Source organism: Cellulomonas hominis (genome assembly GCF_005239125.1).
In the GTDB taxonomy this organism is placed as follows: Bacteria; Actinomycetota; Actinomycetes; order Actinomycetales; family Cellulomonadaceae; genus Cellulomonas; species Cellulomonas hominis_A.
The window spans coordinates 1-13408 of the sequence record NZ_SZYE01000104.1 but is presented as its reverse complement, the minus strand read 5'-3'; the positions used below and the strand labels follow the sequence as shown (position 1 = coordinate 13408).

Sequence of the window (13408 nt, the reverse complement as noted above, 5' to 3'; positions counted from 1 at the left end):
CTGGCGCGCGGGCAGCCGGAGCGGCCGGCCCGGGTCCGGCTCGGCGCCCGCGACCGGCGCCGGCACCGCCGCGAGCACCTCCTTGGACGTCGGGAACAGCCGGTCCAGCCCCGGGATCGCCGACGCGTACGGCGTGCCCGCGGCGGCCACCAGCCGACCCAGGTGGCCGCGCGCGGCGGCGACCGAGATCTGCTGCCCGACGATCGCGCGCACGACGAGCTCCGCCGGGTCGACCGTGCCCGGCACGCGGGTGCCCGGCGCGGCGGCGACCAGCGGCGCGAGCACCGGGTCGGCGGACAGCGCGGCGTCGACGGCCGCGGGGTCCGCGTCGAGGTCGAGCAGGCGGCGCACCCGCGACACCGCGGTGCCGACGTCGGCCAGCGAGGCGAGCTCCAGCCGCGCCGCCAGCCGCCAGCCGCCCCGCCGGTCGGGGGTCGCGACGACCTCCACCGCGGCCGGGCCGTGCGGCAGGGTCAGGGTCCGGGCGTAGCGGAGCGGCCCGTCGTCCGGGAGGTCCGACACCTCGACGCCGGCCACCGCCCGGACCGCCAGGAACCCGAGGACCCCCCGGGCGTCGAACGGCTGCCGCACCGGCAGCGCGAGATCGAGCCGCACCTGCGGGGCCCCGGCCGCCCCGACCGCGCCCGCCGGCCCGGCCGCGTCGACCGCATCCGTCCGGCGGGCCCGTGCCCGCAGCTCCGACGGCCGCACCGCGAACACCTCGCGGATCGTGTCGTTGAACTGCCGCACCGACCCGAACCCCGCCGCGAACGCGACGTCCGTCACCGGCAGCGCCGTCCCGACCAGCAGCGCCCGCGCCGTCTGGGCCCGCCGGGCCCGCGCCAGCGCCTGCGGCCCCGCGCCGAGCTCGGCGACGAGCATCCGGTGCACGTGCCGGCTCGTGTACCCGAGCTCCGCGGCGAGCGCGTCCACCCCGCCGCGGTCCAGCAGACCGTCCCCGATGAGCCGCATCGCCCGGCCGACCGCGTCCCGGCGCAGGTCCCACTCGGGCGTCCCGGGCGTCGCCTCCGGGAGGCAGCGCTTGCACGCGCGGTAGCCGGCCTCGTGCGCCGCGGCGGACGTCCGGTAGAAGGTCACGTGCTCCCGCCGCGGGGTGCGAGCCGGGCAGGACGGCCGGCAGTAGATCCCCGTCGACGACACGGCGGTGACGAACTGCCCGTCGAACCGGGTGTCCCGCGCGTCGATCGCCCGGTACCGCTCCTCGAAGCCGGCGTCGCCCGGGGCCCAGCGGGCGTGCGGCGCCGCGGGCGCGGCGGCCGCCGGCGTGGCCGGGTCGGCGGGATCGCGGGTGAGCATGCCCCCAGTGCACCGCGCGCGCCGACCGGAGTCCAGCGGCGATCGGACATCGCCGTCGACCCGCTGCGCGACCCCGCCGCCCTGCCCCCCGGCCGGACGACGCCCTGACGGCCGCCCCCCGCCGGACGAACCTGGCGCCGACATCGGTGCTTCGCGCCGAGATCGGTGCGTGCAACCACCGATCTCGGGCGGGACCGCCGATCTCGGGGTGGTCGGACTGGCTCGCCCCGGGGCGCGCGCCGGACCAGGCGGCGCGGGTGTGACGTGCGAGACGCCGCGTCGACGTGACGGCGCGGCTCGGTCGTCCTATCTTTGTACTGACCAGTCAGTGCGAATCGATCAGAGGCGACAGTGTCTTCGGAGCCCACCCCGACCCGCGAGGCCGAGCAGCAGGACGTCGTGCAGGCCGAGCAGGCCGCGCTGCGCGAGCAGGCCACCCGGCCCGAGCGGGCGCCCCTGCCCGAGCGGGCCACCCCGTCCGAGCAGGTCACCCTGTCCGCGCAGCCCGAGCAGCCCGAGCAGGTCACGCAGACCGAGCGGGCCGTGCCGTCGGCGCAGGACGACGCCGACCAGCAGGACCCCGACGCCCTCCCGGCTCCCCCGCCGCTCGCCGTGCGGGCCCGCGGCCTCGTGCTCACCGGCTCCCGCGGCGCCGTCTACGGCCCGGTCGACCTCGACCTGCCCGCCGGGGCGCTCACCGTCGTCCAGGGCCCGCAGGGCGCCGGCCGCTCCAGCCTCCTGCTGACCCTCGCCGGCCGGATGGTCCCCGACCGGGGCTCTGACCTCACCGTGCTCGGCGAGGACCTGCCGCGACGCCGGGCCGCCGTGCAGCGCCGCGCCGCCGTGGCCGGGTTCGCCGGCGTGGACGAGCTCGACGACTCCGTCACGGTGGGCGACGTCACCCGCGAGCGGCTCGCCTGGCTGTCGCCCTGGTACCGCTGGACGGGGCGCGTGTCCCAGGAGCGGTTCGCCGCGCTGGCCGGGCCGGTGTTCGGCGAGCGCCCGCTCCCCCGCGTCTCGACCGTGATCTGGGACCTGGACGAGGTCGACGCCATGCTGCTGCGGGTCACCCTGGCGCTGGCCCAGGAGCCCGAGCTGCTCGTCGTCGACGACGTCGACCAGGTGCACGACTCCGGCCGCCGGCAGACGGTCTGGACCCGGCTCGAGGCGATCGCCGCCGCCGGCACCACCGTGATCGCGTCGGTCGCCTCGCTCGACGAGGTCGCCCGGATGCGCTGGTGGACGCCGCCCGAGGTCGCGAACCTCGCCACCGGCCCGCACGCCGTACCCGCCGCCTGAACCCGCCCCCCGCACTTCCCCCGAGGACCTCCTGATGCTCTCCTCCCTGTCGACCGGCACCGAGCTGCGCCGGTTCCGCCGCGGTCTGCTGCCGAAGCTCGCCGTCGTCGCGATGCTGGCGATCCCGCTGCTGTACGGCGCGCTGTACCTCTGGGCCTACTGGGACCCGACCGGCAACCTGGACCGGCTGCCGGTCGCCCTGGTCAACGCCGACGAGGGCGCGACCCGGGACGGCGAGCCGCTGCGCGCGGGCGACGACGTGGTCGACGAGCTGCTCGACTCCGACGCCCTCGACTGGCGGCAGGTCGACGCCGACCAGGCCGCCGCGGGCGTCACCGACGGCACCTACTACTTCGCCGTCACGCTGCCCGCCGACTTCTCGACCGACATCGCGTCGATCGGCGGCGACACCCCGACCTCCGCGGAGATCGACGTCACGTACAACGACGCCAACTCCTACCTCGCCTCGACCCTGGGCCGCAGCGCGATGACCCAGATCCGCGCCGCCGTGTCCGCCACGATCGGCGAGCAGGCGGCGGACCAGGTGCTCGTCGGCCTCGGCTCGGCGCGCGACGGGTTCGCCCAGGCCTCCGACGGCGCCCTCACGCTGACCGCCGCGAGCGGCGACCTGTCGTCCGGGGCGCACCAGGTCGCCGACGGTGCGACCTCGGCCGCGGACGGCGCGGCCCGGCTGTCGTCCGGCGCCGCCGACCTCGCCGGCGGCGCGGGCCGCCTGGACTCCGGCGCCGCCGCCCTCGCGACCGGCGCGGGCACGCTGTCCTCCGGCGCGGGGTCGGCGGCCTCCGGCGCGGCCGACCTCGCGGCCGGCGCCCGGCGGCTCGCCGACGGGGCGTCCACCGCGGCCACCAACGCGGGCGCGCTGGCCGACGGCGCGCGGCAGGTGAGCGACGGGGTCGACCAGGTGGCCGCGACGGTCACCGGGCTGTCCGCCGGCGCGCAGGGCCTGTCCGGGACGCTCGCGTCCGCCGGCCAGGACCTGGGAGCGCTCGCCCAGCAGCGGGCCCAGGCCGGGGACACCGCGACCGCCGCCGCGATCCAGGCGGCGCTCGCCGACCTCCAGGGCGCCGTCGCGGACCTCGACCTCCCCGACGCCGCCGCCCAGCAGCAGGCCGCCGCCGACCTGCAGACCCTCGTCGCCGGCGCGCACCGGCTCCGCGACGGCTCCGCCGCGCTCTCGACCGGGCTGGGCACCCTGGCGTCGTCGTCCGGCGAGCTCGCGACCGGCGCGGCCAGCCTGTCCTCGGGCACCGCCCAGGTCGCGTCCGGGGCGTCCGACCTCGCGGGCGGCGCGGGCACCCTCGCGTCCGGGGCGGCCGCCCTCGACACCGGAGCGCACACGCTCGCGTCCGGCGCCGCGGACCTCGCGTCCGGCACCGGCACCCTCGCGTCGGGGGCCACCCAGGTCGCGGACGGCACCGACCAGCTCGGCGACGGCAGCCAGGAGCTGGCCGACAAGCTCGCCGACGGGGCCGCGCAGATCCCCGACGACTCCGACGGCACCCGGTCCGACCGGGCGAGCGCTCTCAGCACCCCCGTCGAGCTGTCGAGCACGGACGTCGCCGCGGCCGACGGGTACGGCGAGGGCTTCGCGCCGTTCTTCGTGCCGCTGGCGCTGTTCGTCGGCGGGCTGATCACCTGGCTGCTGCTCCGCCCGCTGCCGCCCCGCGGGCTCGCCACGCCTGCCCGCGGCTGGCGGATCGCGCTCGCCGGCTACCTGCCGGCCCTGGCGATCGGCGTCGGGCAGGTCGTGATCCTGCTGACGGTCGTGCACTTCGGGCTCGGCCTCGGCTGGTCGACCGCGCTGGGCACCGCCGCGTTCACGGTCCTCGTCGCGGGCGCCTTCCTCGCGGTGCAGCAGATGCTCATCGCGGTGCTCGGCGCGGCCGCCGGCAAGGTCGCGATCATCGCCCTGCTGATGCTGCAGCTCACGGCCGCGTCGGGCACGTACCCCGTCGAGACGACGCCCGGGTTCTTCCGGGCGCTGCACCCGGCGCTGCCGATGACGTACGCCGTCACCGGCCTGCGGGAGCTCACCACCGGCGGCACCGACGCGCGGCTGTGGACCTCGGTCGCGGCGCTCGGGGCGTTCCTGCTGGGCTCGCTCGCGATCACGTCGTGGCGCGCGGCCCGGCAGCGCACGTGGACGCTCTCCCGCCTGCACCCTGCCCTGTCGATCTGAGAGGCTGGGTCCCATGCCAGACGCCGCCGACGCCGTCCCCGCGCCCTCCGGCGCCGTCGACTCCCCCGGCACCGGCCGGCGCGACACCCGCCGGGCGATCATCACGGCGACCGTCGCGCTGATCGCCGACCGCGGGTTCTCCGCGACGTCCGTCGACGACATCGCCGACCGGGCCGGGGTCGCCAAGGGCAGCGTCTACTACAACTTCGGGTCCAAGGGCGCGCTGTTCGAGACGGTCCTCACCGAGGGCCAGCGCGCGCTGACCACGGCACTGCGCGGCGCCGCGGAGGGACGCGAGGGCCGGGACGCGGTCGGCGCGCTGGTGCACGAGCTGCTCGCGCAGATCCAGGGGCACCCCGACTTCGCCAAGGTGCTCGTCGCCGAGGTGTTCCGCACCGGCCGGGACTGGCAGGACTCGATCCGGCAGGTGCGCGACGAGGCGTTCGCGGTGTTCGCCGAGGTCGTCGCCGCGTCCTGGCCGCACCGGGACCCGTCGCTGACGGCCGCCGCGATGTTCGGGGCGACGCTCGTCGCCGGGCTGGAGTGGCTGGCCTTCCAGCCCGAGCGGCCGGTCGCGGACGTGCGCCGGGCCGTGCTGGCCACGGTCCTGGACCAGCTCCCGGCCTGAGGTCGCGCACGGGCGGACGGTCCGGCCCGACACCCCGTGCGCGCGTCCGGCCGGACGCTCCACCGGGCCGGGTGCGGCCGCCCCGGAACGCGGAACGGGCCCCCGAGCGTGTGCTCGGGGGCCCGTTCGCGATGCTGCGGGGTGCTGCGCCTCAGAGGCGGCCGGCCTGCTGCGGCACGCCGCCGAGCAGCTCCATGACCTCGGACTCGAGGAACCGGCGGTGGCCGCCGAGGGTGCGGACGGCGGAGAGCTTGCCCGCCTGGGCCCAGCGGGTGACCGTCTTCGGGTCGACCCGGAACATGACCGCGACCTCACCCGGGGTGAGCAGCGAGGCGGAGGCCTGCGTCGGGATCTGGGCCTCGAGGGGGTACGTCATGGTGACTCCTAGTCGGTTCGGTAGCCCGGCTGTCCCGATGGGACCCGTGGCTTTGCGTCCCCGCCTTGCAGCGGGTTTGCCGTTGTCGCTCAACGAGGAGAACTATACAGAAATCGGACAGATCGGCAAGTACCACCCGAGAGCGGACAGAACCGCAGGTCAGCGGTGTGCGCGTTCACATGGCGGACGGGGCGACGACCGCCGGTGATACCAGCGCGGCACCGGACCCGCCACCGGGGCCAGCCGCACGGCACGCAGATTCACCCGCGCGGGCGGAAGGCTCGCCCCCTGATCCCCGGCGAGGCGTGTCTCGGCCACCGGATCGTCCGGGGCGCCGCGCGACGATCGGGTGGGAACCAGGGCGATCCCCGGGGTGGGCGGCCCGGCAGGCAGCGCGGCGGGCGGGCGGTCAGCCCGGGGCGCCGGTCAGCCCGGGGCGCCGGTCCCCGGCGCGTCGCCCCCGCCGGTCGGGTCGAAGCGGTAGCCCATGCCCGGCTCGGTGAGCAGGTACCGCGGCGCGGCCGGGTCGGGCTCGAGCTTCTTGCGCAGCTGCGAGAGGTACAGCCGGAGGTACCCGGTGTCGGTGATGTGCTCGGAGCCCCAGATGTCCTGCAGCAGGGTCTGCCGCGTGACCAGCCGCCCGGCGTTGCGCACCAGCACCTCGAGGATCCGCCACTCCGTCGGGGTCAGGCGCACGGGCTCGGGCGGGGTGCCGTCCCGGGTGACGGTGGTCGCGGTGAGGTCCACGGTCACGTCGCCGATCCGGACCAGCGGCTCGGCGTCGGTGCCGCCGGCGGCGCGCCGGGTGAGGGCGCGGATCCGGGCGAGCAGCTCGTCGACCCCGAACGGCTTGGTCACGTAGTCGTCGGCGCCGGCGTCCAGCGCCTCGACCTTGTCGGCGGAGCCGGTGCGCCCGGACAGCACGAGCACCGGGGCGCTCGTCCAGCCGCGCAGGCCCTGGATCACCTCCACGCCGTCGAGGTGCGGCATCCCGAGGTCGATCAGGTACAGGTCGGGCTTGTGCTCGATGGCCTGGTTGAGCGCGGACACCCCGTCGGTGGCGACGAGGATCTCGTAGCCGCGGGCGCGCAGCGTGATCCGCAGGGCGCGCAGGATCTGCGGGTCGTCGTCGGCGACGAGGATCTTCACCGGTCACCCTCCCCGGGTCCGAGCGCGGCGCCGGCCTGACGCAGCGCGATCACCATCGTCAGCCCGCCGCCCGGGGTGTCCTCCGGGCCGAGCGTGCCGCCCATCCCCTCGGCGAACCCCCGCGACAGGGCCAGGCCGAGCCCGAGCCCGGTGGCGTTGTCGGTGTCCCCGAGCCGCTGGAACGGGACGAACAGGTCGGCCCGGCGGTCGGCCGGGACGCCGGCCCCGTGGTCGACCACCCGCACCTCCACCCGGTCGGCGAAGGCGCTCGTCTGCACCCGCACCGGGACGCCCGGCGGGGTGGCGTGCAGCGCGTTCGCCAGCACGTTCACGAGCACCCGGCGCAGCAGCGCGGGGTCGGCCTGCACCGGCGGCAGCGCGGGGTCCAGCTCGAGCCGCACCTCGTCGGGGCCCGCGCCCAGCTCGTCGAGGGCCGGCAGGATGACGTCGTCGACGTCGGTCGGCCGGACCGAGACCCCCAGCACGCCCGCCTGCAGCCGGCTCACGTCGAGCAGGTCCGTGACCAGGCCCGTGAGGGTGGCCAGGCTCTCGTCGGCGGTCTCGAGGAGCTCCTCGCGGTCGGCGGGCGACAGGTCGACGTCCCGGGAGCGCAGGCTGCCGACGGCCGTGGTGGCCGCCGTGAGCGGGCGTCGCAGGTCGTGGCTGACGGCGGACAGCAGCGCGCTGCGCACCTGGTCCGTCTCCCGCAGCGGTCCGATGGCGTCGGCGGTGCGCGTGAGCCGCTGGTGGTCGAGCGCGGCGGCGACCTGGGCCACGACCACGCCGAGCAGCCGGTTGCCCGCCCCGTCGACGTCCGGGACGTCGGCGCCGCGCGGGACCGCACCGCCGCGGTCGAGGTCCAGCACCGTCTGCTCGTCGACCGGCACGTGCGGCGAGCCGGGCCGGACGGTGCCGGACTCGGCGAGCACCTCGTCGCCCGAACGCAGCCGGACCCCGGCCAGCCCGAACGCCTCCCGGGCCCGCTCGATCAGCGCACCGAGCGTGTCCTGGCCGCGCAGGACGCCGCCCGCGACGGTCGCCAGCAGCTCGGACTCCGCCCGCGCCCGGTGCGCGGCGCGGGTACGGCGCGCGGCGAGGTCGACCACCGCGGCGACCAGCGCACCGTTGACGACGTACAGGGCCAGCGCGAGCGCGTGCACCGGCTCGCTGACCGTGACCGCGTGGGTCGGCGCGACGAACAGGTAGTTCAGCGTGAACCCGGACAGCAGCGCCGTGAGCAGCGCGGGCCACAGCCCGCCGACCAGCGCGATCACCACCACCAGCAGCTGGTACGCGAGCACGTCGCTGGCCAGGGAGTCGACGGTCCGGGCGCTGACCAGCCACCAGGTCAGCAGCGGGCCGAGGAGCACGCACAGGGCGAACCCGAGCAGGCGCCGCCGGACCGTGAGCGCACCGGACACCCGCGGCAGCGGCAGCCGGCCGCCCGCCGCAGCGGCGTGGTTGACGATGTGCACGTCGATCGGCCCGGCCTGCCGGATGACGGTCGCCCCGATGCCCGGGCCCGTCAACGCGGCCTTCAGCCAGCCGCGGCGGCTCAGCCCGATGACCAGCTGGGTCGCGTCCTGCCCGCGGGCGAACTCGACGAGCGCGGTCGGCACGTCCTCCCCCACCACCTGGTGGTAGGTGCCGCCGAGCTGCTCGGCGAGCGCCGCCTGGGCCGCGAGCGCGCCGGGGTCGGTGTCCCGGAGCCCGGTCTGGGCGCTGACGTGCACGGCCAGCAGCTCGCCGCCGGACGACCGCGCCGCGATCCGGGCGCCCCGGCGCAGCAGCGTCTCCCCCTCGGGCCCGCCGGTCAGCGCGACGACCACCCGCTCTCGCGCCTCCCAGGGCGCCTCGATCGCGTGCTCGGCGCGGTAGGAGCGCAGCGCGGAGTCCACCTCGTCGGCGAGCCACAGCAGGGCGAGCTCGCGCAGCGCCGTGAGGTTCCCGAGCCGGAAGTAGTTCGACAGCGCGGCGTCGACCCGCTCGGCCGGGTAGACGTTGCCCTCGGCCAGCCGGTCGCGGAGCGACTGCGGCGCGAGGTCCACCAGCTCGATCTGGTCGGCCGCCCGGAGCACCGCGTCGGGGACCGTCTCCCGCTGCGGGACGCCGGTGATCGTGCGCACGACGTCGTTGAGGGACGCGATGTGCTGGATGTTCACCGTGGTCACCACGTCGATGCCGGCGTCGAGCAGCTCCGCGACGTCCTGCCAGCGCTTGTCGTGCCGGGAGCCCGGGGCGTTGGTGTGCGCGTACTCGTCGACCAGCGCGATCTCGGGGCGCCGGGCCAGCACGGCGGCGAGATCCAGCTCGGTCAGCGCGATCCCGCGGTGCTCGACGCGGGCCCGCGGCACCACCTCGAGTCCCTCGACGAGCGCGGCGGTGGCGGCGCGGCCGTGGGTCTCGACCACGGCGACGACGACGTCCCGCCCGTCGGCCCGGAGGTCACGGCCCGCCTCGAGCATGGCGTAGGTCTTGCCCACGCCGGGTGCGGCTCCGAGCAGCACGCGCAGCCGGCCCCGGGTCATCGGCTCACCCCTCCTGGTCGTCGAGGGCGAGGTCCGGGCGGCGCGCCGCGGTCGCCGCGCGCTGACCGGGGTGCTCCAGGTCCCTGCCGCGATCGTAGTCCGCCCGGGACGGTGACCTGCGGCGGGGTCCGGGCGGGCCGTGAGCGGGCGGGACCGCCCGCGGCGCGCGTCCCGGTCCGCGCGCCGCGAGCACCCGCTCACCCCGACGGCCACCCGTCGTCGTCGGCGGTCGCGTCGAGCGTCCGCCGCAGCCGGGCCCGCTGGACCACCGCCGCCACCCCGCCGACGGCGAGCAGCAGCGCCGCGCCGCCGAGCAGCGCCGCGTCGGCGCCGGTGACCGCGAGCGGCTGGTCCGGCGGCCCGGCCGCCGGCGCGGGCTCGGGCGGCGCGACGACCGTCAGCGTCTCGGCGGGGTCGCCGCACTCGCCGACCGAGAGCACCTCACCGTCGGCGGTGGTGGTGCGCTCGACGTACCCGTAGGTACCGGGCGCCGCGGTCCGGTACCGGCCCGTGACGTGCTCGCCGGCACCGTCCGTCAGCGGGATCGGCTCCGAGGTCCACACCGGCTCCTCGCAGACCAGGGGCTGGCCCTCCGGCGCGTGGAACAGGTCGACGACGGTCGTCGCCCCCGCGGGGACCGCGCCGGTGACGACCACGACGTCCCAGAGCTCGGCGCCCACCACCGGCCCGAGGCCCGCACGGCCCCCCGCGGGCGGACCGTCGGCGGGGTCGCCCGCGGGCGATCCGTCGGCGGGCGCCGCGCGCGCCTCGGTGCGCACGGCGAGGACGTCGGTCACCTGCGTCGTCTCGTACGGCAGGCCGCACGCGCCGGTGTGCCGGACGGTGCCGTCGGCGGCGTGCAGCGTCTCCACCCAGTAGACGGCCCCGGCGACCTCGGGCGCCGGTGCGCTGCCCGAGTCGTACAGCCCGGCGCCCGCGACCGGCACCGGGTCGGAGGTCCACATCAGCGTCTCCTCGTCGCACACCGGGTCCGCGTCCGGGTCCTGGGGCCCGTAGGCGCGGAACACGAGGTGGTCACCCGGGCCCGTGGTCCCGGTGACGAGGGCGACGTCGTGGAAGGGCGTTCCGGTCGCGGCGGTCGGCTGCGCCCGGGTCACGACCGACGGCGGCACCACGACCTCGGGGGGTCCGGGGACGTAGAACACCTCCCGCACGTCGTCGAACGGGCTCACGAAGGGCTCGACCCGGTCGTCGCCGGCGAAGGCGTAGACGAAGACGAAGTAGTCGCCGCCCGGGTGGGTCGCGCGGCTCGGCGCCACGATCGGGTGCGCGTCGTCGTACCCGACCTCGAACGTGCCGTTCACCGCCGCGAGCGTGTCCGCCCAGTGCACCGGTGCGTCCGCGGGCACCTCGGGGCTGTCCGGCGGCGCCGGCAGCGGGCCGTAGACGGTCACGGTCGCGTCGCCGAGGTCGGCCGCCCACCCCCCGAGCCCGCCGAACTGCCCGTGGTCCCCGGGGTACCCGGTGATCGTGATGCGGTCGAACGCGCGACCGCCCGGCGCGACGTTGTACTCCCGGACCTGCGACTCGTGCTCCAGGTCGAACCGGTCGACCGTGGTCTCCGCCTCCTCGAACCACGGCGCGACGAAGTCCTCCCGCACGTACTCGGCGAACGGGCCGGCGTCGGCTCGGCGGATGGTGACGACCGCCGTGTAGAAGCCCGGGCCGGTGGCACGGACGGTGCCGGCGGTGCTGACGGTGCCCGGTCCCTGGGCGACCACCCGCTCCACCCCGGCGACCGGCGCGTCCTCGGGCGGAGCGGCCGCCTGCGGCTGCGGCCGGTCGTACGGCCCGTACCAGGTGACGTCCGCGGGCAGGGCCACGGGGACCCCGTCGAGCACGGCCCACTCGTCCCCGGGTGCCGCGGCGAACGTCACGACGTCGACCAGCGGGTCGCCCGCCCCGACCACGACGTCCCGGACGGTGGTCGCCGCGCGCGGGCGGAAGTCCTTCACCACCTCGAACGGCTCGCCGGGCACGGTGACCTCCGCCGGGTCGTGCCCGGGCCGGTTGCCGTAGGTGAGCTGGTCCTGGCGGTTCGCGGGGAGCTCGAGGACCGTGACCGTGGTGCGCCAGGCGTCCGGGAACCGGACCTGGTACGACACCGTGCCGTTCCCGGTGGCCGTCCAGCCGAGGGCGATCGGCGCGGGCGTCGTCCGGCCCGAGTACGTGCGCGTGCCGGTCGCGTCGAGGGTCGCGGGCCCGGTGAGGGTGACGGTGAACGGTGCGTCCAGCACCGCCTGCCCCGAGGCGGAGCGCAGCGTGATGCCGCGGATCTCGCCCGTGCGGGTGCCCGCACCGGCCACGGATCCGGCGGCGCCCGTCCACGGCCCGGCCTCGTCCGCGGCCTGCGCCATGATCTCCGCGGCGCGGTCCTTCACCGCCTGCGGGGTCGCGGCAGCGAGCAGCGAGCGCACGGCGCCCACGTCCCCGCCGGCCATCGACCCGGGGCGCTCCTGGCGCTGGTGGGCCTCGTATGCCAGGGCCGCCTGGGTCAGGTCGTCGGTCGACCAGCGGTGCCGCGCGAGCGCCGCCGCCAGCTGCGGGTCGTCCACGTGGGTCGCGCCCACCGCCACGTCGGCCGGCCCGGAGGCCGTGACCCGGGCCTGGACGCAGTAGCCGTGCTCGTCGGAGCCGGCCGGCCCGTCGAGCGGGCCGAGCCGGACCGGTCCGTAGCCGGGCGGGGTGATGCTGACGCCCGCCGCGGGGACCGCTGCCGCGGCTGCCCGCGGGTCGGGGGCGAGCAGCAGGGCGACGCACGCACCCGCTGCGAGGGCGGCCGCGAGCAGCGCCGAGGTGGCGCGGCGGGCATGCCAAGATGGCCGTGCTTGCATGTCAGGTCTCCTGAGGAACTGTCGAGCGGGCACGAGGGTCCGGTGTTCCAGCACCGGGCCCTCACCGCTGAGGTGGTCGGTCGTGCGGGGTCGCTGCGGTCGGGGTCGGGTCAGCCCAGGGGCGCCTCCCCCGGCGGCCGGTCCGTCACCCGAGGTCCCAGACGTCGCCGTGCTCGTTGCCGCCCCAGCCGCCGCCCTCGGTCTCGACGACCACCGTCCAGCCGTCCGGCACCGGGTCGCCCGGCAACCACCCGGACAGCCACCCGTCGTAGCGTCCGGCACCGGTCCCGGACGCGGACCCGGGTGCGGGGCCGCCCGCGGATCCACCGCCCGCGCGCGGCCTGTCCGAGGAGGTCCCCGTCCCGGGGGTGCGCGACCCGCCCGACGTCGCCCCGGCCCGCCCCGCCCGCTCGGCCGCGAGCCGGTCCTGCTCGGCCGCGAGCCGGTCCTGCTCGGCCGTCCACGCCTCCTCGGCGGCGACGACGTCCGCGACGGCGACGGCGAGCGCGTCGACCTGCGCCCCGGCCGTCACGGCGAGGGCGTCGAGCGCCGACGTGCCGACCGGGTCCGGTGCGCCGAGAACGCTCTCGGCCGCGGCCACGACGGCTGCCAGTACCTGCCGGGCCGCGTCGTCGTGCGTGCGCCCCTCGGAACCGGCGAGCACGGTCCGCGCGGACTCCGTCGCGTCCGCCAGCGCCCGCACGGCGTCCGCGTGCGAGACCTGCGCGCGGTCGAGCTCCCACGCGTCCCACGCCAGGCGCACCTCGGCGGTCGCCTCGGCGATCCGGGCGGCCCGGTCGGTGACGGCGTCGACCCGGGCGAGCGACCAGGTGGTCGCCTCGGCGCGCGGCAGGTCGGGGTCGGGCTCCGTCGCGGGGAGCTCCACGAGCAGGGCGGCGAGCCGGACCCGCGCCGCGTTGTCGGCGACGCGCCCTGCCGAGCCCGCGAGCGCCGTCCGGCCGTGGTCACGGGCGCCGCGCAGCCGCGCCGCGGCGTCGTCGAGCGCGGCCGCGGCCTGCGCGTGCGCCTCGGCGGCCCGCGCCTCCCGCTCGCGGA

At 77.4% G+C, this 13408-nt stretch carries 8 protein-coding genes, 1 pseudogene and 1 riboswitch; of the genes and pseudogenes, 3 read left to right on the top strand and 6 right to left on the bottom strand.

Going from position 1 to position 13408, the window contains the following annotated elements; genetic code table 11:
* Window positions 1-1317, bottom strand: a 1317-nt coding sequence (locus FA014_RS12710; protein WP_154730042.1) for a bifunctional transcriptional activator/DNA repair enzyme AdaA, incomplete at its 3' end; no start/stop codon positions are given.
* A gap of 351 nt (window positions 1318-1668) precedes the next feature.
* On the opposite strand from FA014_RS12710, the gene FA014_RS12705 reads away from it, so the two are divergent.
* The 3 genes from FA014_RS12705 to FA014_RS12695 are packed head-to-tail and all read left to right on the top strand — an operon-like array spanning window position 1669 to window position 5444.
* Entirely contained in the window at window positions 1669-2616 is a 948-nt protein-coding gene (locus FA014_RS12705) for an ATP-binding cassette domain-containing protein (RefSeq protein WP_230323121.1), read from the top strand.
* Window positions 2617-2650: 34 nt separating this feature from the next.
* On the top strand, window positions 2651-4816 hold the full coding sequence (locus FA014_RS12700) for a YhgE/Pip domain-containing protein (protein ID WP_154730041.1): 2166 nt from the start codon (window positions 2651-2653) through the stop codon (window positions 4814-4816).
* 13 nt (window positions 4817-4829) lie between these two features.
* Window positions 4830-5444: a TetR/AcrR family transcriptional regulator gene (locus FA014_RS12695; RefSeq protein ID WP_154730040.1), complete on the top strand. Its 615-nt coding sequence runs from the start codon at window positions 4830-4832 to the stop codon at window positions 5442-5444.
* 151 nt (window positions 5445-5595) lie between these two features.
* On the opposite strand, the gene FA014_RS12690 is transcribed toward FA014_RS12695, so the two are convergent.
* From FA014_RS12690 to FA014_RS20020, 5 genes and pseudogenes are all read right to left on the bottom strand, one after another.
* On the bottom strand, window positions 5596-5820 hold the full coding sequence (locus tag FA014_RS12690) for a BldC family transcriptional regulator (RefSeq protein ID WP_147796295.1): 225 nt from the start codon (window positions 5818-5820) through the stop codon (window positions 5596-5598).
* A gap of 16 nt (window positions 5821-5836) precedes the next feature.
* A riboswitch (cyclic di-GMP riboswitch) is annotated at window positions 5837-5911 on the bottom strand.
* Window positions 5912-6246: 335 nt separating this feature from the next.
* A complete protein-coding gene (locus tag FA014_RS12685; protein ID WP_154730039.1) occupies window positions 6247-6969 on the bottom strand; it encodes a response regulator in 723 nt (240 codons plus the stop codon).
* On the bottom strand, window positions 6966-9497 hold the full coding sequence (locus FA014_RS12680; protein ID WP_154730038.1) for an ATP-binding protein: 2532 nt from the start codon (window positions 9495-9497) through the stop codon (window positions 6966-6968). The genes FA014_RS12685 and FA014_RS12680 overlap by 4 nt, the downstream gene beginning before the upstream one ends.
* Window positions 9498-9694: 197 nt before the next feature.
* On the bottom strand, window positions 9695-12352 hold the full coding sequence (locus FA014_RS12675; protein WP_154730037.1) for a hypothetical protein: 2658 nt from the start codon (window positions 12350-12352) through the stop codon (window positions 9695-9697).
* Between the two features lie 145 nt (window positions 12353-12497).
* A pseudogene (locus tag FA014_RS20020) lies at window positions 12498-13408 on the bottom strand (hypothetical protein); the annotation flags it as partial.

Excerpts from the sequence above, each read along its gene's own strand:
- FA014_RS12700 (WP_154730041.1), top strand. The coding sequence starts at position 2,651 with ATGCTCTCCTCCCTGTCGACCGGCACCGAGCTGCGCCGGTTCCGCCGC.
- FA014_RS12695 (WP_154730040.1), top strand. The coding sequence starts at position 4,830 with ATGCCAGACGCCGCCGACGCCGTCCCCGCGCCCTCCGGCGCCGTCGAC.
- FA014_RS12690 (WP_147796295.1), bottom strand. The coding sequence starts at position 5,820 with ATGACGTACCCCCTCGAGGCCCAGATCCCGACGCAGGCCTCCGCCTCG.
- FA014_RS12680 (WP_154730038.1), bottom strand. The coding sequence starts at position 9,497 with ATGACCCGGGGCCGGCTGCGCGTGCTGCTCGGAGCCGCACCCGGCGTG.
- FA014_RS12675 (WP_154730037.1), bottom strand. The coding sequence starts at position 12,352 with ATGCAAGCACGGCCATCTTGGCATGCCCGCCGCGCCACCTCGGCGCTG.